Source organism: Streptomyces sp. NBC_01351, assembly GCF_036237315.1.
GTDB lineage: Bacteria > Actinomycetota > Actinomycetes > Streptomycetales > Streptomycetaceae > Streptomyces.
This window is the reverse complement of record NZ_CP108356.1, coordinates 5,478,180-5,500,844: the sequence shown is the minus strand read 5'-3', so window position 1 is coordinate 5,500,844 and position 22,665 is coordinate 5,478,180. Positions and strand designations below refer to the sequence as shown.

15 protein-coding genes and 1 pseudogene are annotated in these 22,665 nt (G+C 71.3%); 8 read left to right on the top strand and 8 right to left on the bottom strand.

Annotated elements, in window-relative coordinates:
- The first annotated feature begins 100 nt into the window (after nucleotides 1–100).
- Both OG625_RS25335 and OG625_RS25330 read left to right on the top strand, forming a co-directional pair.
- Complete coding sequence (locus OG625_RS25335) at nucleotides 101–334, top strand: heavy-metal-associated domain-containing protein (protein ID WP_329385377.1); 234 nt, start codon at nucleotides 101–103, stop codon at nucleotides 332–334.
- A 131-nt stretch (nucleotides 335–465) separates the two neighbouring features.
- On the top strand, nucleotides 466–2,739 hold the full coding sequence (locus OG625_RS25330; RefSeq protein ID WP_329385374.1) for a heavy metal translocating P-type ATPase: 2,274 nt from the start codon (nucleotides 466–468) through the stop codon (nucleotides 2,737–2,739).
- Between the two features lie 354 nt (nucleotides 2,740–3,093).
- Here the strand turns inward: OG625_RS25330 and OG625_RS25325 are convergent, their stop codons facing one another.
- The gene (locus OG625_RS25325; RefSeq protein ID WP_329385372.1) at nucleotides 3,094–4,383 is read right to left on the bottom strand and encodes a citrate synthase; all 1,290 of its coding nucleotides are present in this window, start codon (nucleotides 4,381–4,383) and stop codon (nucleotides 3,094–3,096) included.
- A 182-nt stretch (nucleotides 4,384–4,565) separates the two neighbouring features.
- Entirely contained in the window at nucleotides 4,566–6,812 is a 2,247-nt protein-coding gene (gene recD2 / locus OG625_RS25320; protein WP_329385369.1) for an SF1B family DNA helicase RecD2, read from the bottom strand.
- 298 nt (nucleotides 6,813–7,110) lie between these two features.
- Here recD2 and OG625_RS25315 point away from each other — a divergent pair, with 298 nt between their 5' ends.
- Nucleotides 7,111–7,626 (top strand): DUF937 domain-containing protein, encoded by a 516-nt coding sequence (locus OG625_RS25315; protein ID WP_329385367.1) that lies wholly within the window; start codon nucleotides 7,111–7,113, stop codon nucleotides 7,624–7,626.
- A 4-nt stretch (nucleotides 7,627–7,630) separates the two neighbouring features.
- On the opposite strand, the gene OG625_RS25310 is transcribed toward OG625_RS25315, so the two are convergent.
- The gene (locus OG625_RS25310) at nucleotides 7,631–9,289 is read right to left on the bottom strand and encodes a hypothetical protein (RefSeq protein ID WP_329385364.1); all 1,659 of its coding nucleotides are present in this window, start codon (nucleotides 9,287–9,289) and stop codon (nucleotides 7,631–7,633) included.
- Between the two features lie 264 nt (nucleotides 9,290–9,553).
- On the opposite strand from OG625_RS25310, the pseudogene OG625_RS25305 reads away from it, so the two are divergent.
- Nucleotides 9,554–10,051 (top strand): annotated as a pseudogene (locus tag OG625_RS25305) (GNAT family N-acetyltransferase); the annotation flags it as partial.
- Here the strand turns inward: OG625_RS25305 and OG625_RS25300 are convergent.
- Nucleotides 9,957–10,907 carry an EamA family transporter gene (locus OG625_RS25300; RefSeq protein ID WP_329385361.1) on the bottom strand — a complete coding sequence of 317 codons (951 nt, stop codon included), beginning with the start codon at nucleotides 10,905–10,907 and terminating at the stop codon, nucleotides 9,957–9,959. The pseudogene OG625_RS25305 and the gene OG625_RS25300 sit on opposite strands and share 95 nt — an antisense overlap.
- A gap of 82 nt (nucleotides 10,908–10,989) precedes the next feature.
- Here OG625_RS25300 and OG625_RS25295 point away from each other — a divergent pair, with 82 nt between their 5' ends.
- Both OG625_RS25295 and OG625_RS25290 read left to right on the top strand, forming a co-directional pair.
- Nucleotides 10,990–11,889, top strand: a complete 900-nt coding sequence (locus tag OG625_RS25295) for a LysR family transcriptional regulator (RefSeq protein ID WP_329385357.1) — start codon at nucleotides 10,990–10,992, stop codon at nucleotides 11,887–11,889.
- A gap of 232 nt (nucleotides 11,890–12,121) precedes the next feature.
- Nucleotides 12,122–13,918 (top strand): glycoside hydrolase family 3 protein, encoded by a 1,797-nt coding sequence (locus tag OG625_RS25290; RefSeq protein ID WP_329385354.1) that lies wholly within the window; start codon nucleotides 12,122–12,124, stop codon nucleotides 13,916–13,918.
- Between the two features lie 22 nt (nucleotides 13,919–13,940).
- On the opposite strand, the gene OG625_RS25285 is transcribed toward OG625_RS25290, so the two are convergent.
- The 3 genes from OG625_RS25285 to OG625_RS25275 form a co-directional block, all read right to left on the bottom strand.
- Nucleotides 13,941–15,386, bottom strand: a complete 1,446-nt coding sequence (locus OG625_RS25285) for an aminopeptidase (RefSeq protein ID WP_329385351.1) — start codon at nucleotides 15,384–15,386, stop codon at nucleotides 13,941–13,943.
- 84 nt (nucleotides 15,387–15,470) lie between these two features.
- Nucleotides 15,471–15,905, bottom strand: a complete 435-nt coding sequence (locus tag OG625_RS25280) for a hypothetical protein (protein ID WP_329385348.1) — start codon at nucleotides 15,903–15,905, stop codon at nucleotides 15,471–15,473.
- Between the two features lie 107 nt (nucleotides 15,906–16,012).
- Nucleotides 16,013–17,602 carry an aldehyde dehydrogenase family protein gene (locus tag OG625_RS25275; protein ID WP_329385345.1) on the bottom strand — a complete coding sequence of 530 codons (1,590 nt, stop codon included), beginning with the start codon at nucleotides 17,600–17,602 and terminating at the stop codon, nucleotides 16,013–16,015.
- A 99-nt stretch (nucleotides 17,603–17,701) separates the two neighbouring features.
- Here OG625_RS25275 and OG625_RS25270 point away from each other — a divergent pair, with 99 nt between their 5' ends.
- Nucleotides 17,702–18,256 carry an EF-hand domain-containing protein gene (locus OG625_RS25270; protein WP_329385342.1) on the top strand — a complete coding sequence of 185 codons (555 nt, stop codon included), beginning with the start codon at nucleotides 17,702–17,704 and terminating at the stop codon, nucleotides 18,254–18,256.
- A 12-nt stretch (nucleotides 18,257–18,268) separates the two neighbouring features.
- Here OG625_RS25270 and OG625_RS25265 read toward each other — a convergent pair whose 3' ends face one another.
- A complete protein-coding gene (locus OG625_RS25265) occupies nucleotides 18,269–22,138 on the bottom strand; it encodes an ABC transporter ATP-binding protein (protein WP_329385340.1) in 3,870 nt (1,289 codons plus the stop codon).
- 128 nt (nucleotides 22,139–22,266) lie between these two features.
- Here OG625_RS25265 and OG625_RS25260 point away from each other — a divergent pair, with 128 nt between their 5' ends.
- The gene (locus OG625_RS25260) at nucleotides 22,267–22,632 is read left to right on the top strand and encodes an iron chaperone (RefSeq protein WP_329385337.1); all 366 of its coding nucleotides are present in this window, start codon (nucleotides 22,267–22,269) and stop codon (nucleotides 22,630–22,632) included.
- Nucleotides 22,633–22,665 lie beyond the last annotated feature (33 nt).

Sequence of the window (22,665 nt, the reverse complement as noted above, 5' to 3'; positions counted from 1 at the left end):
TCATACCCCCTAGGGGTATAGTCTCGGAGTGTCGGGAGGACGGTGGAGCAGTCCGACGCCCCCCGGCGACCGGACACGTACGCCCGAAGAGGAGAACGACATGACCGCCGAGACGGACACCCGGACCACCACCGTCTACCGCGTGACCGGCATGAGCTGCGGGCACTGCGAGGGCTCGGTGACCAAGGAGCTCAGCGCCCTGCCCGGCGTCAGCTCGGTCAAGGCCGTCGCCGCCACCGGCGAGGTCACCGTGGTCTCCGCCGCCCCGCTCTCCGACGAGGACGTCCGCGCCGCCGTCGACGAGGCCGGCTACGAGCTCGTCGGCAAGGCCTGACGCTTCCCGCAACACCCCGCAGCACCCTGCAGTACCCGCGGTACCGGCAAGTACCCGCAGTATTCCGCCGGGCCGTACCGGCCAGCTCATACTGGTTCCGTACGGCCCGGCCATCCCCCTGGAGCCGGAAGATGACCAGCACAGTGCACGACGGGCCCATAGCGGCGGTGGAACTCTCGATCGGCGGGATGACCTGCGCCTCCTGCGCGGCCCGCATCGAGAAGAAGCTCAACCGGATGGACGGCGTCGAGGCCACGGTGAACTACGCCACGGAGAAGGCGAAGGTCTCCTACAGCGGTGACGTCCAGGTCGCCGACCTGATCGCGACCGTCGTGAAGACCGGGTACACCGCCGAGGAGCCCCCGCCCCCGGAGCCCCTTCAGGAACCGGAGCGTCCGGAGACGGAGGCCGTGCGCGACCCCGAACTGGCCGCGCTGCGCCACCGGCTGCTCGTCTCGGCCGCCCTCGCGCTGCCCGTCGTCCTGCTGTCGATGGTCCCCTCCCTCCAGTTCGACAACTGGCAGTGGCTCTCGCTGACCCTCGCCGCCCCCGTCGTCGTCTGGGGGGCGTACCCCTTCCACAAGGCCGCGTGGACCAACGCCCGGCACGGCGCCGCCACCATGGACACGCTGGTCTCGGTCGGCACCCTGGCCGCCTTCGCCTGGTCGCTGTGGGCCCTGTTCTTCGGTCACGCGGGCATGCCCGGCATGCGCCACGGCTTCGACCTCACCATCTCCCGTACGGACGGCTCCTCCGCCATCTACCTGGAGGTCGCGGCCGGGGTCGTCTCCTTCATCCTGCTCGGCCGCTACCTGGAGGCCCGTTCCAAGCGGAAGGCGGGTGCGGCCCTCAAGGCCCTGCTGGAGCTGGGCGCCAAGGACGTGGCCGTGCTGCGCGGCGGCGCCGAGGTACGGATCCCCGTGGCGCAGCTCGCGGTCGGCGACCGGTTCGTCGTCCGGCCCGGCGAGAAGATCGCCACCGACGGCACGGTCGTCGAGGGCAGCTCCGCCGTGGACGCCTCCATGCTGACCGGCGAGTCCGTACCGGTCGAGGTCTCCGTCGGGGACCCGGTCACCGGCGCCACCGTCAACGCCTCCGGGCGCCTGGTCGTCGAGGCCACCCGGATCGGCTCCGACACCCAACTGGCCCGGATGGCCAAGCTCGTCGAGGACGCGCAGAACGGCAAGGCCGAGGTGCAGCGCCTCGCCGACCGGATCTCCGGGATCTTCGTGCCGATCGTGCTGGTCCTGGCGCTGGGCACCTGGGTCACCTGGCTGCTGATCACCGGCGACGCCACCGCCGCCTTCTCCGCCGCCGTGGCCGTCCTGATCATCGCCTGCCCCTGCGCCCTGGGCCTGGCCACGCCGACCGCACTGATGGTGGGCACCGGCCGGGGCGCGCAGCTCGGCATCCTGATCAAGGGCCCCGAGGTACTGGAGTCCACCCGCCGCGTGGACACGATCGTGCTGGACAAGACCGGGACCGTCACCACCGGCCGGATGACCCTGGCCGGCGTGCACACCGCCGAGGGCGTGGACGAGAAGGAGCTGCTGCGGCTCGCGGGTTCCCTGGAGCACGCCTCCGAGCACCCGATCGCCCGGGCCATCGCCACCGGGGCCGTGGAGCGGGCGGGCGCCCTGCCGGTCCCGGAGGGCTTCGAGGCACCTGCTTCCTTTGAAAACCTCGCCGGCCTCGGCGTGCAGGGCGTGGTCGACGGGCACGCCGTCCTGGTGGGCCGCGAGCGGCTGCTCGCCGACTGGGCGATCGCCCTGCCGGAGGGTCTCGCCCAGGCCAAGGCGGCCGCCGAGGCGGCGGGCAGCACCGCCGTGCTGGTGGCCTGGGACGGAGAGGCGCGCGGGGTCCTGACCGTGGCCGACGCCGTCAAGGAGACCAGCGCGGAGGCGGTCTCCCGGCTGCGGGCACTGGGCCTGACCCCGATCCTGCTGACCGGGGACAACCAGGCCGTCGCCGAGACGGTGGCCCGCGAGGTGGGCATCGACGAGGTGATCGCCGAGGTGCTCCCGCAGGACAAGGTGGACGTCGTACGCCGCCTGCAGGCGGAGGGCCGTACGGTCGCCATGGTCGGCGACGGGGTCAACGACGCGGCCGCCCTGGCCCAGGCGGACCTGGGCCTGGCGATGGGCACCGGCACCGACGCGGCCATCGAGGCCGGCGACCTGACCCTCGTACGGGGAGACCTGCGGGTGGCGGCCGACGCGATCCGGCTGTCGCGCCGGACCCTGGCCACCATCAAGGGGAACCTGTTCTGGGCCTTCGGCTACAACGTGGCGGCCCTGCCGCTGGCGGCCGCCGGACTGCTCAACCCGATGATCGCGGGGGCCGCGATGGCCTTCTCCTCGGTCTTCGTGGTCACCAACAGCCTGCGGCTGCGCTCCTTCCGTTAGTGGAGCGTCTCCCCACCGTCCATACAGTTCCTTCACGGGAGACGCAGATCACAGTGACCGCAACGTAACCATCCGGGGTCGTGGTGGGTCTAATGGGGCGATGCCAGGAACGTCTTGGGGGACGTTCAGGGGTATCGGCCGGCCGGGATTCGCGGACGGGGAGCCTTGAGCGGCCGCCCGGACCCGAACCCCGGCACCACCGACGCCCCGGCTCGGGTCCCGTGGGGGGAATCCGTACCGGGGAAAGGAAAGCGCCCCGACCGTCGACCCGTGGGGGGATCGACGGCGGGGCGCTTTTCGCATGCCTGGCGTGCCCGGCGCGCCGCTCGGCGGCGCGCCGGTGAGGACCTCGGGTCAGCGGGCCTCGACGGGGACGAACTCTCGCAGGACCTCGCCCGTGTAGATCTGGCGCGGGCGGCCGATGCGGGATCCCGGCTCCTTGATCATCTCGTGCCACTGGGCGATCCAGCCGGGAAGACGGCCGAGCGCGAAGAGCACGGTGAACATCTCGGTCGGGAAGCCCATGGCCCGGTAGATCAGGCCGGTGTAGAAGTCCACGTTCGGGTAGAGGTTGCGCGAGACGAAGTACTCGTCCGCCAGCGCGTGCTCTTCCAGCTTGAGCGCGATGTCGAGCAGCTCGTCGCTCTTGCCGAGCGAGGAGAGGACGTCGTGCGCCGCAGCCTTGATGATCTTCGCCCGGGGGTCGAAGCTCTTGTAGACGCGGTGTCCGAAGCCCATGAGGCGGACGCCGTCTTCCTTGTTCTTCACCTTGCGGATGAAGGCGTCGACGTCGCCGCCGTCGTTCTTGATGCCTTCGAGCATCTCCAGCACCGACTGGTTGGCGCCGCCGTGCAGCGGGCCCCACAGCGCGGAGATGCCGGCGGAGATCGAGGCGAACATGTTCGCCTGCGAGGAGCCGACCAGACGCACGGTGGAGGTCGAGCAGTTCTGCTCGTGGTCCGCGTGCAGGATCAGCAGCTTGTCGAGCGCCGCGACGACGACCGGGTCCAGGTCGTACTCCTGGGCCGGCACGGAGAAGGTCATGCGCAGGAAGTTCTCGACGTAGCCGAGGTCGTTGCGCGGGTAGACCACCGGGTGGCCGACCGACTTCTTGTACGCGTACGCGGCGATCGTCGGGAGCTTGGCCAGCAGCCGGATCGTCGAGAGGTTGCGCTGCCGCTCGTCGAAGGGGTTGTGGCTGTCCTGGTAGAACGTCGACAGCGCGCTGACGACGGACGACAGCATCGCCATCGGGTGCGCGTCACGCGGGAAGCCGTCGTAGAAGCGCTTGACGTCCTCGTGCAGCAGCGTGTGCTGGGTGATCTCGTTGCGGAACGACGCGAGCTGGTCGACGGTCGGCAGCTCCCCGTTGATCAGCAGGTAGGCGACCTCGATGAAGGTCGAACGCTCGGCCAGCTGCTCGATCGGGTAACCGCGGTAACGCAGGATGCCCTGCTCACCATCGAGGTAGGTGATCGCGGACTTGTAGGCCGCGGTGTTGCCGTAGCCGCTGTCCAAGGTGACGAGCCCGGTCTGGGCCCGCAGCTTCGAGATGTCGAAGCCCTGGTCACCGACGGTGCTGTCGACCACCGGGTAGGTGTATTCACCGTCCGCGTACCGGAGTACTACAGAGTTGTCGCTCACGTCATCCCTCACCGACGTAGTGCCTCTTCTTCGAGGTGCCCTGACTGCCTCTACCTTCCCCCATTTGGCGCAGGAGAGTGCACTCGGGGTCGGCCTTTGGTGCTTTTGACGGCACTCAGTGCCGTCAAGCTGCTCATCCTGCCCCCTCCGCACCAGTGGCGGAACCCCAAATGATCGATCATCTAGGTGATGTTTCCCACCGGTATCCGGCCGGACAGCCTCGGCGCCACAGCTGTGTACCTCCTGCCTGCGGAAACGGTACGCACCGCTTGGGCGAGGGCTTTGCGGGACCCGACGAGGACGACCAGTTTCTTCGCCCTCGTGACCGCCGTGTACAGCAGATTCCGCTGGAGCATCATCCAAGCACCGGTGGTGACCGGGATCACGACCGCCGGATATTCACTCCCCTGGGAACGGTGGATGGTGACGGCGTACGCGTGGGCCAGCTCGTCGAGCTCCGCGAACTCGTATGCAATCTCCTCGTCCTCCTCCGTCCGTACCGTCAGACGCTGTTCGTCGAGGTCTAGGCCGGTGACGACGCCCACGGTGCCGTTGAACACACCATTGGCTCCCTTCTCGTAGTTGTTCCGGATCTGGGTGACCTTGTCACCCACCCGGAAGACCCGCCCGCCGAACCGCTTCTCGGGCAGGTTCGGCCGGGCCGGCGTCATGGCCTGCTGGAGCAGGCCGTTGAGGTTTGCGGCGCCGGCCGGGCCCCGGTGCATGGGGGCGAGCACCTGGACGTCGCGGCGCGGGTCGAGCCCGAATCTGGCCGGAACCCTTCGGGCCGCCACGTCCACGGCGAGCACTCCCGCCGCCTCCGTGTCCTCCTCGGGGAAGAGGAAGAAGTCCGGCAGCCCGTCGGTGATCGGCGGCAGGCCGGTGTTGATCCGGTGGGCGTTGGTGACCACCCCCGACTGCTGGGCCTGCCGGAAGATCCGGGTCAGCCGGACCGCGGGCACCGGGCCGTCCTCGGCCAGCAGGTCCCGCAGCACCTCCCCGGCGCCCACCGACGGCAGCTGGTCCACATCGCCCACGAGCAGCAGGTGCGCACCCGGCGCCACGGCCTTGACCAGTTTGTTCGCCAGCAGCAGGTCCAGCATCGAGGCCTCGTCCACCACGACCAGGTCCGCGTCCAGCGGCCGCTCCCGGTCGTACGCCGCGTCCCCTCCCGGTTTGAGTTCCAGCAGCCGGTGCACGGTGGAGGCCTCCGCCCCGGTGAGCTCGGCCAGTCGCTTCGCCGCCCGGCCGGTGGGTGCGGCCAGCACCACCTTCGCCTTCTTGGCCCGGGCCAGCTCGACGATCGAGCGCACGGTGAACGACTTTCCGCAGCCCGGCCCGCCCGTGAGGACCGCGACCCGCCGGGTCAGCGCCAGCTTGACCGCGTCCCGCTGCTCGGGAGCCAGGTCGGCCCCGGTCCGCCCGGCGAGCCAGCGGAGCGCCTTGTCCCAGTCCACGTCCCGGAACCCGGACAACCGGTCGTCCTCGGCGTTCAGGAGCCGGCGGACCTGCCCGACCAGCGACAGCTCGGCCCGGTGGAAGGGCACCAGGTACACGGCGGTCAGCGGATCCGGCCCGCCCTGCGGATCGGGTACGGATTCCCGTACGACCCCTTCCGGATCGGCGGCGAGCTCGGCCAGGCACTCGATGACCAGCCCGGTGTCCACCTGCAGCAGCTTGACCCCGTCGGCGATGAGCTTCTCCTGGGGCAGGAAGCAGTGCCCCTGGTCGGCGGATTGCGACAGGGCGTACTGGAGCCCGGCCTTGACCCGCTCAGGGCTGTCGTGCGGGATGCCCACGGCCTGGGCGATGCGGTCGGCGGTCAGGAAGCCGATGCCCCACACGTCGGCGGCGAGCCGGTAGGGCTGGTTCTTCACCACGGAAATGGAGGCGTCGGCGTACTTCTTGTAGATGCGCACGGCGATGGAGGTGGAGACGCCGACTCCCTGGAGGAAGACCATGACCTCCTTGATGGCCTTCTGCTCCTCCCACGCGGCGCCGATCAGCTTCGTCCGCTTGGGGCCGAGCCCGGGCACCTCGATGAGCCGCTTCGGCTGCTCCTCGATGACGTCGAGGGTGTCGGTGCCGAAGTGCTCCACGATCCGGTCGGCGATCTTCGGCCCGATGCCCTTGATCAGGCCGGACCCCAGATACCGGCGGATGCCCTGGATGGTCGCGGGCAGCACGGTCCGGTAGTTCTCCACGGTGAACTGCCTGCCGTACTGCGGATGGGAGCCCCAACGCCCCTCCAGCCGCAGCGATTCGCCCGGCTGCGCGCCCAGCAGTGACCCGACGACGGTGAGCAGGTCCCCGGCGCCGCGGCCGGTGTCGACCCGGGCGACCGTGTACCCGCTCTCCTCATTGGCGTAGGTGATGCGCTCGAGCACCCCCTCGACCACCGCCAGTTGCACTGCCCCGTCCGTTGCCATGACCCGAAGCTACCGCCCGGCGCCGACAGCACGTCAGGCCTGTGGACAACATGGGGACAGCGTGGGGACAGCGCGAAGGGGGTCCCGCCTTCCGGCCGGACCCCCTCACGGTTACCCCTCCCGTGTCGGACTTCCCGATCCCCCCAGATCCCTCCCCGGAAGTGCCGACGGACCGTATGACCCGCGATGCGCCCGCACGGTTGCATCCGGAATCACAGCTTTACGAATCCGTTACCCAGTGCGCACGACACATCCACCCAAGGTGCCGGTAAATCGCGACAGAAGTAGCGTTTCCGGCATGAGCGAATCTTCATTCCAGGACGACGTGCTGGGCGAACTCGGCGACGACAAGCTGTCCGAGATCGCCGGACTGCTCGGTACGGACGCCAACGGCGCGCGCGACACCATCGCCACCACGGTCGGCGCGATGACGGGCGACCTCCAGCAGAAGGCCGACGCCGATGACGACGAGGTCCGCCAGGCCTTCGCGGAGGTGGCCGAGCCCCCGCTCCAGGGCGTGTCCACGCTCGGCGGCGGCCTCGGCGGGATGCTCACCGGCGGAATGATGGCCGGGGTCCTGGCCAAGGTGAGCAAGCCCGTGGCCAACGCCGTCTCGAAGAAGACCGGCATCCCCGCCCCCACCATCAGCCGGGTCATCGAACTGCTGATCCCGGTCCTCCTCGCCGTCTTCGCGAAGCGCGCCGCCTCCGGCAAGTCCGGCGCGGGCGCCCCGAAGGCGGCCGGCGCGCCCCCCGCGGAGGCCGGCGGCCTCGGCGACCTCCTGGGCCAGATCCTGGGCGGCGGAAAGAAGTAGCAACTCACCGTTCCTGACGATGTCGGCCACTGTTGGCCGGATCGCCGTACACCGGGCTTGCCGGTTGTCTCCCCGGACGGTCTTGGGAGACCGGGAACAGCGCGAGGGAGTCGCTTCGGTCCCTGCAGGTCTTGGTGCCCCGACGGGGCGTGCCTGTGGTCCTTGGCGGGCTCGCGGTCCCGCGTGCCCTCGGGTGGGGGACGGCCTGGCCGGTAGCTCTCCGCGCCACGATCCTCTGGTCGTGTGCGGTCACACCTGGCCGACGCCGTATCCCGTACCCGAAGGCACGCCTGCCGATCGCCACCGAGGCACCGTGATGCCGAGTAACGGTGGTCTTTGACTGCTGCTGGAGCGGGACCTGCCAGTACCAGCCGCCCCAGCGCGAGGTGTAGGCCGGATCAACCGCGACGACAACGAGTCCGCGGTGGTGGGCCATACCGCGCAGTCGTTCCCGGAACTTCGCGGTGGGGAGTCCGGCGACGGTGCGCCGGAATGTCTTACCGCGTTTGCCGCGTCCCATGGTTTCGCGGCCGGTGGCCCGGGCGTCGCTGAAGCCCAGGTTCTCGATCGCCACACCTGCGCAGCCATTCGCCCGGGCGAGGTCGATCAGTGTGGTGATCGCGGCCCGCAGACGGCCGTCGCGCTGGGATGCGGGTCCGGTCAGGTCAGTGGCGACGGTGAACGGTTCGCCGACCGGATTGCCGTGAGCATCCACCACGCACGCGGCGAAATGGTCCGCGTTGAGGTCCACGGCCAGCAGCCGGACACCCGCGGCGGCCAGCTCGACGGGCGCGGGCAGCGCGGTCTTCTCGGTGGACCAGGAAACGTCCAGGTACCAGCGGCCACGCACGGGGTCGTGTGTGATGTCGTAGCGCACCGACCTCTTGGCCGTGGCACGGTCCAGCCACTCCTCGCGGCGGTGATGGAACGTGACGGTGCAGGCAAGCCGGTAGCGGCCACGCGGCGCGTTCGCCAGGTGCCTGAGCGGTTCGGGCAGGACGAGCATGACCGTCCCGTCGGCCGGATCCACGCTGATCGTGTAGTTCCCATGCGGCGCGCCGGACTCACCGTCAGCGGTCAGGAACATCCGCTGCGCATCCCAGCGCTCCCGCCACCCGGTCTCGGTGAGACCGGCATCCGCGAGGCTGTGCCGCACCTTCGCCAGCGGACGGCCGCCGACGACGATCGCCGGACGCCCGGCCTCGATCCTCCGCTCCACCTCGGCCAGCCGGGTGGTGAGCACCTGCAACCGGCACTGCTTCTGCGTACGCTCGCCCCGACTCGGATAGCCGCGCACACCACCCACGCGCTGGCCGCACGGCACCGCCAGACGCGAACGGATCTTCGAGATCGCCCGGCGCAGGGACGCCCGCTCATCGAACAGACAGCGCAGCGAGAGCTGGTACTGGTCCTCGGACGCACGGGTGATCGCACCCGCCCACCGCGACGACGACACCGTCGTCAGGTCGCGCTTGCGCTCCGCCCGACGGTTCTCCTTGACCGGCACCATCCCGATCCGCACCCGCTCGGCCAGATCAGCACGCGCGTGCCCGCCGAGGTGCTCGCCGACGATCCGCAAGACCTCGCCATCGCGAGTAGACAGGTGCAGACGATCCCGGATCCGCGCACCCGCAGGAGCCGACACAGTGAACGGAACAGCCATCGTGCGCAGTACACGCTTCCCCTTGCCTCCACCGCGCGCCACAGCCACCCCCTCCCCACCCACAACAGCACTGACGTTCTCCGCTCAGACTGATGCCCCACCGAACCCGACGTGCCCGCATCAGTCCCCGTTCACCCAAACGAACTAATCGACCTCCGATCACGGTTAGCAACCGAAACAACCGAAACAACAGTTGGCTCAGCGTTCGGGGCTCCGAGGCCGTCCAGGCGCCATAAAGTTGGGTCCATGGCTCACAACGGCAACGTGCGGCTGCGGAACCCCGAACCGGGAGAGCTGGGCTGGATCGTGCAGCGCCACGGCGCGCTGTACGCGGCCGAGTACGGCTGGAACGCCGACTTCGAGGGCATGGTGGCCCGGGTCGTCGCCGACTTCGCCCAGGACCACGATCCGTACCTGGAACAGATCTGGATCGCGGAGCTGGACGGCCGCCCCGTCGGCTCGGTGATGTGCGTACGGGAGGAAAGCGCACCCGGCACCGCCCGGCTGCGCCTCCTCCTCGTCGACCCGGAGAGCCGCGGCCACGGCATCGGCACCCATCTCGTCTCCGCGGTGATCGACTTCGCCCGCTCCGTCGGCTACCGCGAGCTGGTGCTGTGGACGAACGACGTCCTCACCGACGCCCGCGAGCTCTACCTGCGGGCCGGGTTCACGCTGATCGCGGAGCGCCCGCACCGGTCGTACGGAGTGAGTCTGACGGGCCAGGACTGGCGGCTTCCGCTCCAGGAGAGCCGCCCCCACTGAGCCGCGCGGGCGCCAGCGAGGTGAGCGCGACCCCACCCACCAGCAGCACCGCCGCCACCCAGCGCAGCCCCGACACGGACTCCCCGAGGACCAGGGCCGCCGAGGACATCCCGAAGACCGGGACCAGCAGGGAGAACGGCGCCACGGACGAAGCCGGGTACCGGCGCAGCAGGTAGCCCCAGGCCCCGAATCCGAAAACGGTCGACACCCACGCCACGTACGCGATGACGCCCACCCCGGACCAGTCCAGCGCCCGCAGCGCCGCCAGGTCCCGATCTGGCCCCTCGAACACGAGGGACAGCCCGACCAGCGGCAGCACCGGTACCACGCACACCCACACCATGAAGTTCAGCGCGTCGGCCGGGGCGGCCTTGCGAGTCAGCACGTTGGACACACCCCAGCAGGCAGCAGCAGCGACGACCAGCACGAACCCGAGCACGGGCCCACCCGTGCCGCCGTCCACAGCAGCCACCCCGATCCCGGCGAGCGCCACTCCCATCCCGGTGATCCGCACCCACCCCGGCCGCTCCCGCAGCACGACGGCGGCGAAGACGGCCGTGAACACGGCCTGGATCTGCAGCACGAGCGAGGACAGCCCGGCCGGCATCCCGGCGTCCATCCCGGTGAAGAGCAGGCCGAACTTGGCGATCCCCAGGGCCACGCCCACCCCGAGGATCCACTTCCAGGCGACCTTGGGCCTGCCGACGAAGAACACGGCGGGCAGAGCGGCGACGAGGAACCTCAGAGCGGACAGCAACAGCGGCGGGAAGTGGTCCAACCCCACCTCGATGACGACGAAGTTGAAGCCCCAGAGAGCGGCGACGAGCACGGCGAGCGCGATGTGTACGGGACGCATGCAACAAGCTTCGACGCCCGGACGATGAAGCACCAGCGCGAATCACTACCCCCACCGATGAAGCATTGCTTACGATTGGCGCATGCTCGATCTCGCCCGGCTGCGCGCCCTGCACGCCGTCTCCGTCCACGGCTCGGTCGCGGGCGCGGCGGCCGCCCTCGGCTACACCCCCTCCGCCGTCTCCCAGCAGATCGCGAAGCTGGAGCGGGAAACCCGCACCACCCTCCTGGAGCGGCGCGGCCGCGGGGTCGCGCTCACCGAGGAGGCCCACCATCTGGCCTCCACGGCCCGGGAGTTGCTGGCCATCGTGGAGCGCGCCGAAACCACCCTGGAGGAGCGCCGCGGCCGACCGAGCGGACTCCTGACACTGGCGGTCTTCCCCTCGGCAGCCCGCGGCCTGCTCCCCCGCGTCCTCTCCGACCTGGCCCACCGCCACCCCGCCCTGGACGTCCGCCTCACCGAGGTCGACCCGCACCTCTCCGTCGACCTGGTGGCCCGGGGCGTCACCGACCTGGCGGTCGCCCACGACTGGGACATCGCCCCGCTCCCCGCCCCCGACGGCATCGAACAGACACTCATCGGCGACGACCACTGCGACCTCATCGTCCCCACCGGCCACCCCTTCACCACCCGCGAGGTCATCCGGCGCTCCGACCTCAACGGCGAGCGCTGGATCTGCCCGCCACCCGGCCGGGTCTGCCACGACTGGCTGGTCCGGACCCTGCGCACGGCCGGCTTCGAGCCCGACATCGTGCACATCGCCGAGGAGAACCACACCATCGTCGCCCTGGTGGCAGCGGGCCTCGGCGTGGCCGTCGTCCCCCGCCTGGGCACCGGCCCGCTCCCCCCGGGCGCCGTGGCCGTACCCCTGCAACCGGGCCCCGTACGCCGCCTCTACGCCCTGTGGCGCACCGGCGCGGCCCGCCGCCCCGCCATCACCGAAGCCGTCCGCACCCTCCAGTCCCACTGGCCGCCCTCTTAGGCTCCGCCTCCGCCGGGGACGGGTGGGTGGCGGGGCGTCCCCGCAGGGCATCGAACACAACCACCCTCGGCCCACCGACCCCTGGAACCGTTCGACGCCCGAGGAGACGCCCCGGCGCGCGCCCAGCCCCGGCGGAACCCCCCGACCCCGCCCGGCGGCGCAGCCACCCGGCCCCCGACACGCCCCCCGACACGCCCGCCCCCGCGCACACGACGGCGGTAGGGTCCGGCGCGTGCCGTACCTCGCCTCCCGCCGGAACCTGCTCGCCGCGGCCGCCATGGTCGCCGTCGCCGCCGCCGGGGCCGGTTCCGCCGCCATCGGCGCCCACCGCGCCCCGGACGACCCCCGCAACCCGGAAAGCCGTCCGCGCCGCCCCGACCGGGCCCGGCTGCGCCGCCTCCTCGCGGACATGAGCCTGGCGGAGAAGGTCGGCCAGCTGTTCGTCTCCCGTGCGTACGGCCACTCGGCCACCGACCCCGACCCGGCGGACGCGGAGCAGAACCTGTCCCTGTTCGGGGTCCGCACCGCCGCCGAGCTGGTCTCCCGCTATCACCTCGGCGGGATCGTCTACTTCGCCTGGGCCCACAACACCCGCACCCCGCAGCAGATCGCCGACCTCTCGGCCGGTCTCCAGCAGGCCGCCCGCACCACCGGCCCCCGGATCCCGCTGATGCTCTCCACCGACCAGGAGCACGGCATCATCGCCCGCATCGGGAAGCCCGCCACCCTCCTCCCCGGGGCCATGGCCCTGGGCGCGGCCGGCTCCACCGACAACGCCCGGCGGGCCGCCCGCATCGCCGCCACCGAGCTCGCCGCGATGGGCATCCGCCAGGACTACGCCCCGGTGGCCGACGTGAACGTGAACCCGGCCAACCCGGTGATCGGTGTACGGTCCTTCGGCTCCGATCCGCAGGCCGTGGCGGCCCTGGTGGCCGCCCAGGTCCGCGGCTACCAGGACGCCGGGGTGGCCGCCACCGCGAAGCACTTCCCGGGCCACGGGGACACCGAGACGGACAGCCACGTCGGCCTGCCGGTGATGCGGCACACCCGCGCGCAGTGGGAGGAGCTGGACGAGCCGCCCTTCCGAGCGGCGGTGCGGGCGGGCGTGGACTCGATCATGACGGCCCACATCGTCTTCCCCGCGCTCGACCCCTCGGGCGATCCGGCGACCCTCTCCCGGCCCATCGTCACCGGCATCCTGCGCGAACGCCTGGGCTTCCGGGGGGTGGTGGTGACCGACGCCCTCGACATGGCCGGGGTCCGTCAGAAGTACGGGGACGAACGCGTCCCGGTGCTGGCCCTGCTGGCCGGCTGCGACCAGCTGCTGAACCCGCCGGACCTGGAGCTCGCGCACCGCAGCGTGCTGGAGGCCGTGGAGAAGAACGAACTCACGGAGGCCCGCATCGACGAATCGGTCCTCCGGATCCTGGAACTCAAGTCCCGCCGCGGCCTGTTCGGCCCGGCTGACGGGACCTCCGCCACCACGGTCGGCATCCCCGAACACCTCACCGCGGCCGACGAGATCGCGGCCGGTACGACGACCCTCCTGGCGAACCCGGCCGGACTGCTGCCCTTCGACCCGGGCGAGGCCCCGCAGCTCCTGGTCACCGGTACGGACCCGGTCTCCCCCACGGGCACGACCGGACCCCCCACGGCCGTTCTGGCGCGGGAGCTGACCGCCCTGGGCTGCCGGGCGACGGCGGTGCCGCCCGCCCGCGCGGTGGCCTCTGCGGCCGGGCGGTCGGCGGTGCTCGTGTGCACGTACAACGTCCCGGAAGGCGAGAGCACGCAGCGCACCCTGATCGCGGAACTGGTCGAAACCGGCGTGCCGGTGGTGCTGCTGGCGGTGCGCAATCCGTACGACCCGGCCCGGCTGCCGGCCTGCGCCGCCGAGCTGGCGACGTACTCCTGGACGGACGTCGAGATGCGGGCGGCGGCCCGGGTGCTCACGGGGGCGGCCCGGCCCTCCGGCCACCTCCCGGTGCCGGTGCCGGGCCGCTACCCGCTGGGCCACGGGCTGACGTACTAGCCCGCCCGTGGCCCCGGGGGAGTTACCGGCGCAGCTGCGGCTCGCGCCGCAGGTCGGCCTGGTCGAGCTCGGCGTCCGGCGCCGCCAGGTACGCCGCCGGGGCGGCGGTGCGCGCGTCGGAGAGCGCGGTGGCGGCCGGAGCCACCCCTGCCCACTCCAGGATCTTCTGGGTCGCGAGGGCCTTCTCGCCGTCCAGGAGCCCGGTGATCCGCGCGCCGTGGTTGGCGCCCGGCGCGGTCATCACGTAGCTGTCGCGGGCCCCGTACCCGAGGCGGAACGGCTCGGCGCCCCACGGGTCGTTCTGCCCGTACACGAACATCATCCGGTTCGCGTTGTTGCGCACCCAGGTGTCGATGTCCCGCATGGCCTGCGGCTGGAAGGACATCGGGATGTCGCGCGGCACGAAGTTGCGCGGCGGCTGGTACCCGTAGCGGCTCAGGCCGGCCAGGTGCGGCTGCTTGATGTCCGGGGAACCGAGCTGCGTGCCGGCCTGGTAGTAGTACGGCGTGTACGTCTGCAGGCCCTGGTCGGCGTAGGCCGAGAAGCCGGAGATCGCGTCGATCGTGTCCCAGATCTCCTGGTCGCTCGCGGTCGCGGCGGTGGGGATCGTGGTGCAGTCGGCGAGCAGGCTGTACTGCCAGAAGGCCCACACGTAGTCGAGCACGACGGCCTCGAAGGCCTTGTCGAGGTTGCCGACGGTGGTGAAGGTCCAGCCGTTCTCGGCGGCGGCGGCCGCGTACTTGGCCTCCAGCGGCTCACGGCGCACGAGCGCCTCGCGCTGCACCGCGTTCAGCCTGTCGCGGCACTCCTTGGTGCCGACGGTGGCGAAGAACCGGTCGTAGGCCGCGTCCTCCTTGTTGACGACGTCGTTGGGCGCGACGTACGCGACGACACCGTCCATGTCGCGCGGGTAGAAGCGCTCGTAGTAGGTCGCCGTCATGCCGCCCTTGCTGCCGCCCGTGGACAGCCAGTTCTTCTTGTAGATCTTCTTCAGGGCTGTGAAGAGGCGGTGCTGGTCGCTGGCGGCCTGCCAGATGGTCAGGTCGTCCCAGTGGGCCGGGTCGGGCCGCGACGGAGTGAAGAATCGATACTCCATCGACAGCTGGTTACCGTCGACTATGGTCGTCGGCTCGCTGCGGCGCGGGCTCGTGTTGACGTTGTACCCGGACGTGAAGAAGACCGTCGGGCGCGACACGTCCTTGTGCAGCAGGGTCACGCGCTGCTTGAAGGTGCCCTTCCACGGCTGCCGGTGGTCGACCGGCTGCTCGTAGTTCAGTACGAAGAAGCGGTACCCGGGGTACGGCTTCTCCTCGATCAGACTCATCCCGGGAATGCCGAGGACCTGGTCCTTGATGTCCGCGGCGGCGGCCGGCTCCGCGGCTGTGGCCGCTTGTGCCGTGGTGCCGGCCGCGCCCATGGTGCCGATCAGCACCACGAGCGACAGCAGCCATCCGAGCGTCTTGCGCATTCACCCTCCCCTTGAGTTCACTTCGGTCGCCGTGAACCTAGCGGGGTCAACACGCCGCTGACCAGACCTTGTTGGGTCGCTCCGTCAGCACAGAATCCAGCCGGAATCGACCGTTCCGGCTCCCACGCCACCCTTTACATAGACACATCGGTTGATCGCGCCGACGGTGACGGGCCCGGCATACCGGGTGAACCGCCCCTCATCGCGTACCGGGGCTCCGCCACGCGGCTGAATGCTCACCGCCATCCGGCGCCGCTCGCCCGGTACCCGCGCCACGGTCAGCGCGCAGGCCTGCGTACGGGTCTTGTACACGCGGACCTCGCCGGTTTCGAACGGCAGCGTCCGCACGAGCCTGCCCCCGCAGAGCCCGCTCCCGGCCTGGGACGCGGCCGTCGCCGCATGCGCGGGCGAGCCCGTGAACAGCCCGCCCGCGCAGAGCCACAGCGCCGCCGTGAACACCCCGAGCGGCGCGACCCGGCGGCCGCTCCCCCACCACCCCTTCAGCACCCTGCCCCCCATCGGTCGTACGTACAACGTGCGTACGCACGTACGACGTTCGGACCCCCTGGAAGGTTGCAGTGGGCAAGGACTTCAGCCCGCCGGGACCCGGGCCCCGGACCCCGGGTTCACATCACGCCCGCCGCGTGGTCGAAGACCGACTCCCGGGGGCGGACCAGGGTGGCGACGGCGATCGACTGGAGGTGGGTGGTGCGCACGACGGGCTGGTTGGCCTCGCCGAAGATCCCGCCCGTGGCGCCCGTACCGCCGTTGTACGGGAGCACCGGCAGGCAGCCGATGTGCGAGTCGTTGACCTTCAGCATGCCGCCGTTGACGACTTCCGCGCAGAACCGCTCGACGACCCGCTCGTCCCGCGTCCACAGGGAGTTGCGCAGCCCGTACCGGTTGGCGTTGAGGAACCCGATGGCCTCCTCGATCCGTACCGGCACCTCGGGGACGACCACGCACAGCAACGGGAAGAAGGTCTCCTCGCGGAAGGCGCGCAGCCGGGCGGCCGCGGCCAGTCCGTCCACGCGGACGACGGCCGGACGGATGAAGGGCCCGGCGGCGGCCGGTACGTCGTCCACGTCCACGAACTCGCCGCCGCACAGCAGCTCCCCGCCGGCCGCCAGCACCTCGTCCAGATACTCGGTGAACTCGGCCCGCTTGACCACCGGGCTCAGTACGGTGTCCGGGTCCTCGGGCGGCCCCGGGCGGATGTCCCGCACCCTGCCCACCAGTTCCTTCAGCAGCTGCTCCGCCGCCTCCGGGTGGACGATCGCGAACTTCGGGGTCATGCAGATCTGCCCGGAGCCGTAGTACCGCTCACACAGAGCGCGTGCGGCGAGGTCCGTCTCGGCGTCGGCCCACACGAGCACGCCGTCGTTCCCGGAGAGTTCGAGTACGGGCTTCTTGCCCGCGACCACGCACTCCCGCTCCAGTTTGAGGCCCTGCTCCGAGCCCCCGAAGAAGACGATGTCGTCGCAGTCGGGGCTGTCCAGCCACTGCCGCATCACAGCGCGGGCGTGCGTCGAGAGCACGTTCAGGGTGCCGGGCGGGGCGCCGAGGCGCTCCAGGAGCGGGGCCACGATCTCCCGGTAGACGAAGCTCACCCCGAGGGGGGCGGTCGGCGGCGCGTTGACGACGAGGGCGTTGCCGGCGGCCAGCGTCAGCACCCCGTAGAAGGAGTTGGAGGTCGGGGCGTTGCGGGGCGGGCTCAGGCAGACGACCCCGTCCGGCTTGCGGACCATGCGGATCCGCCGGCCCACCGCGATCCGCTCCGGCTGCCGCAACTGGGCGGCGCACTCGGCGACCGAGTCCGGGTGGAACGAGGCGGCCACGGAGGCCAGTTCCCATTCGGCCAGCCGTACGGGGTGCCCCTCGGCGACCAGCAGGTCGGTCAGCTCGGCGCGCCGCTCCACGGCCGCCCGGTAGACCCCGTGGAGCAGCTCCAGCCGGTCCTCCAGCGACACCCGGGCCCAGCCGGGCTGCGCGGCGCGGGCGGCGGCCAGGGCGCGCAGGCCCTGCTCCCGGGTGGACATGGCGACGCGGCCGGCGAGCAGCCGGTCGTCGTACGGGAGGTCCTCACCGCGCTCCAGGCGCGCCTTGAGGGCGAGCACCTCGAAGGGCTCGCGAAGCAGTTGACCGACCCTCGGCCAGTACACCCAACGGGTCCCGGGCTCCTCGGCGCCGGCCACCCATACCTCGTAAGAGTGCATCCACAACTTCCTAGCGGGAGAACGGGAGTTCACGATCAAGCTGCAGACTACGCTAGGTGACCGTCCGCACGCTTACCGTAGCCGTGAAAGGCATTTGACATGACGAACGACCTGCTCGACCGCAAGCTGGACCGCGCCTTCACGCACCTCGACGCCGACAACAGCGGGGTCATCGACGAGCACGACATCATCGCGCTCGGTTCCCGGCTGCTGTCGGCCCTCGCGGAGCCGGCCACCTCACCGAAGGCGACGCTGGTGATGGGCGGGCTCGTCGACTTCTGGCAGGAGCTGTTCACCGAGCTGGACATGGACCGGGACGGCAAGGTCACGCCCGAGGAGTACAAGGAGGGCATGACCCGCCTGTACGCGCAGGGCGGGCCCGCCTACGACCGCTCGTTCCGCCCGATGGTCAAGGCGATCCTGACGATCGTCGACACCGACGGCGACGGGGTCATCAGCCCGGCGGAGTTCCACAAGGCGCAGGAGGCCTTCGACACCGAGCTGACCCCCGCCGACGCCGAGGCGCTGTTCCAGCGCATCGACGCCGACGGGGACGGCACCCTGACGGTGGACGAGCTCCTCGGCGCCGTGCGCGAGTACTACACCGGCACCGACGAGGACGCCCCGGGCAACCTGCTCTTCGGCGAACTCTGATCCGTCGGTCGGTCAGGCCGCGGCGCGCTCGTCCTCTCCGACGAAGGTGCGCCACAGATCGGCGTACCGGCCGCCGCGCGCCAGGAGTTCGGCGTGACTGCCGTCCTCCACGACCCGGCCGCGGTCCATGACCACCACCCGGTCGGCGCGGGCCGCGGTGGTCAGCCGGTGGGCCACCACCAGGGTGGTGCGCTTGCCGGCGAGGCGGTCGGTGGCCTGGTTGACCTGGGCCTCGGTGGCCAGGTCGAGGGCGGCGGTGGCCTCGTCGAGCAGCAGTACGTCCGGGTCGACGAGCTCGGCCCGGGCCAGCGCGATCAGCTGGCGCTGCCCGGCGGAGAGGTTGCGTCCGCGCTCGGCGACCGTGTGCAGGTAGCCGCCGTCCAGGGTGGCGATCATGTCGTGGGCGCCGACCGCGCGGGCGGCGGCCTCCACCTCGGCGTCGCTCGACCCGGGCCGCCCGTAGGCGATGGCGTCGCGGACCGTCCCCGGGAAGAGGTAGGACTCCTGGGGGACGACCCCGAGCCGGTGGCGGTACGCCGTCAGGTCGAGCTCCCGCAGGTCGGCGCCGTCGGCGGTGACCCGGCCCGAGGTGGGGTCGTAGAACCGGGCCACCATCTTGACCAGCGTGGACTTTCCGGCCCCGGTCTCGCCGACGAAGGCGACGGTTTGCCCGGCGGGTATCCGCAGGTTGATTCCGGCCAGCGCCTCGCCCTTCTCGCCCCGCTCCTCGGCCGTCCCGTACTGGAAGCGGACGTTCTCGAAGGCGATCTCCCCGCGCAGCTCCGACACCTCACGGGGGTCTTCGGGACGCGGGGTGCTGGTGGGCTCGCGCAGCAGCTGCTGGATGCGGCCGAGGGAGACGGTGGCCTGCTGGTAGCCGTCGAAGACCTGGGAGAGCTGCTGGACCGGGGCGAAGAACAGGTCGATGTAGAGCAGGTACGCGACCAGTGCGCCGGTGGTCAGCGTGCCGGCCTCCACCCGGCCCGCGCCGACGATGAGCACGACCGCCGCCGCGCCCGAGGACAGCAGCTGCACGAAGGGGAAGTAGACCGATATCAGCCACTGCCCGCGGACCCTGGCCTGGCGGTACGAGTCGCTGCGCTCGGCGAAGCGGCCGGCGCCCGCGTACTCGCGGCGGAAGGCCTGGACGATGCGCAGCCCGGACACGGACTCCTGGAGGTCGGCGTTGACCAGGCTGACCCGGTCGCGGGCGAGCTCGTAGGCGGTGACCGACTTCCGGCGGAACACGATCGTGCCGACGACCAGCACCGGGAGCGTCGCGAAGACGATCAGGGCGAGCTCGACGTCGAGGACGAGCAGGGCGACCAGGATCCCGAAGAAGGTGAAGACGGAGACGACGGCGGTGACGAGCCCGGTCTGCAGGAAGCTGGAGAGCGAGTCCACGTCGGTGGTCATCCGGGTCATGATCTTGCCGGTCAGCTCGCGCTCGTAGTAGTCGAGGCCGAGGCGCTGGAGCTGGGCGAAGATCTTGACGCGGAGTGCGTACAGGACGCGTTCGCCGGTGCGGCCGGTCATCCGGGTCTCGGCGAACTGCGCGGCCCACTGCGCGACGACCACGGCGAGCGCGAGGCCCGCGGCCAGCCAGACGGCGGCGAGGGCGACCTGCTCCACGCCCTGGTCGATGCCGTACCGGATCAGGATCGGCAGCAGCAGCCCGGCGCCCGCGTCGAGGGCGACGAGCGCGAGGCTGATGGCGAGCGGCGCCCAGAAGCCGCGGAGCAGGCGGCGCAGGCCGTAGCTCTCCTCGGCGCCCGCGGCGCGGGTCTCGTCCACGTCGGGTTCGTCGTCGGCGGGCGGCAGCGCGGCCACCTGCGCGAGCAGTTCGGGGGTGGCCGGCATCCCGGCGACGGCGCCGGCCATGGAATGCCCGGCTCCGGGGGCCCCGCTGCCCGCGGCGGGCGCGGCCGCTGCCCTGGTGTCGGAGAGGGTCTTGGCGCCCTCCTCCTCGTGCCGCCGCCACAGCTCGGGGGTCACCCCGTCGACGACCCGGCGCTTGGCGTTGACGGGCTCGGAGTCGATCTCGGCTTCGAGCTCCAGGTCCCGCTCGCGCTCCAGGTCCAGGTCCCGTTCGAACTCCGCCATCGCGGGGGCGTCCGGGGTGCGGGGGGAGGCGGCGCCGAGGGCGTCGGGGTCGGTGAGCAGCCGCCGGTACAGCGGCGACCGGCGCTCCAGCTCCTCGTGCGTGCCGATGTCGGCGAGCCGCCCGTGTTCCAGTACGGCTATTCGGTCGGCCAGCGCGAGGCTGGAGCGGCGGTGGGCGATCAGGAGGGTGGTGCGGCCGGCCATGACTCCGCGCAGGGCCTCGTGGATCTCGTGCTCGACGCGGGCGTCGACGGCGGAGGTGGCGTCGTCGAGGAGCAGCAGCCGGGGGTCGGTGAGGATCGCGCGGGCCAGCGCTATGCGCTGCCGCTGCCCGCCGGAGAGGGTGAGCCCCTGCTCGCCGACCTTGGTGTCGTACCCGGCGGGCAGGGCCTCGATGAACCCCTCGGCCTGCGCGGCCCGCGCGGCGGCCCGGATCTGCTCCTCGTCGGCCTCCGGGTGTCCGTAGGCGATGTTGGCGCGGATGGTGTCGGAGAAGAGGAACGAGTCCTCGGGCACGAGCCCGATCGCCCCGCGCAGGGAGTGGTAGGTCAGCTCGCGCACGTCGTGCCCGCCGACGCGGACGGTGCCGCGGTCGGCGTCGTAGAAGCGCGGAAGCAGCAGCGAGACGGTGGACTTCCCGCTCCCCGAGGCCCCGACGACGGCGACGGTCTCCCCCTCCGCCACCGACAGCGAGAACCCGTCGAGGACGGGCCGCTCGGGGTCGTACCCGAAGCGCACGTCGTCGAACTCGACGGTGGCGGCGGCGTCCGCGGGCAGCTCGCGCGTGCCTTCCTCGATCGCCGGCTCGGTGTCGATGAGCTCGAACACCCGCTCCACGCCGGCGCGGGCCTGCTGCCCCACGGTCAGCACCATGGCGAGCATCCGGACGGGCCCCACGAGCTGGGCGAGGTACGTGGAGAAGGCCACGAAGGTACCGAGCGTCACCTGCCCGTTGGTGGCCATCCAGCCGCCGAGGGCCAGCATCGCGACCTGCGCGAGGGCGGGGACGGCCTGCAGGGCGGGGGTGTAGCGCGAATTCAGCCGGATGGTCCGCAGCCGTCCGGCGAAGAGCCGGCGGCCGGCCTCGCGCAGCTTCCCGGTCTCCTGCTCCTCCTGCCCGAAGCCCTTGACCACCCGTACGCCGGTCACGGCACCGTCGACGACGGTCGCGACGGCGGCGGCCTGGCCCTGGGCCCACCAGGTGGCGGGGAAGAGCTTGACACGGCTGCGCTTGGCGATGAACCAGAGGGCGGGGGCCATGAGCAGCGCGACCACGGTCAGCAGCGGGGACAGCCACAGCATGATCCCGAGGGAGATCCCGAAGAGCAGGAAGTTCCCGATGGTCATGGGCAGCATGAAGAGCAGCCCTTGGATCAGCTGGAGGTCGCTGGTCGCCCGCCCCACGACCTGCCCGGTGGACAGCTCGTCCTGCCGGCGCCCGTCGAGTCGGGCGATGGTGTCGTACATGTCGGTGCGCAGATCGTGCTGCACGTCGAGGGCGAGCCGGCCGCCGTAGTAGCGGCGTATGTAGGTCAGGACGTACACGAGCACGGCCGCGGCTATGAGCATGCCGGCCCAGGGGCCCATGGGCTTGCTGTGGTCGCCGATGACGTCGTCGATGATCACCTTGGTGACCAGGGGGACGAGCGCCATGACGGCCATCCCGGCCAGCGACGACCCGAGCGCGAGCAGCACGTTGCGCTTGTAGCGCCAGGTGTAGGCGGCCAGTCGCCTGCCCCAGCCCTGTTTGTCCCCAGCCGCTGTCTCTGCCGCCGCCACGTGGAGCCTCCCCGTTCGTCCTGTCCTGCCGGAAGCGCCAACGCCCCGACCGGCGGATTTCATCCCGCCGCAACAATCGAACGGGTTTGCGCGCGGCTCTGCCACCCGGACCGATTTACCATCCGGTCATGGTGCAGAGCAGCGCGAGCGATGTGGACGGCTATCTGGCGGAGCTCCCCGAGGCCCGCAGGGAGGCCCTGACCAGGCTGCGGCAGCTGTGCCGGACGGAGCTGAAGGGCTTCGAGGAGGTCATGGCGTACGGGATGCCCGTGTACGAGCGGGACGGCGTCGGCGAGATCGCGTTCGCCAGCCAGAAGCAGTACGTCTCCTTCTACCTGATGCGCACCGACGTCCGTGAGGCGTTCGCGGAGGCCCTGGCCGGTCACGACATGGGCAAGGGCTGCCTGCGCTTCCGCAAGCCGGAGTCGATCGACTTCGGCCTCCTCCGCGATCTCCTGCGCGCGACGGCGGCCCGGCAGGGCCCGGCCTGCTGAGCGTGACGGGCTGACGGGCCGCCCGCCCCGCCC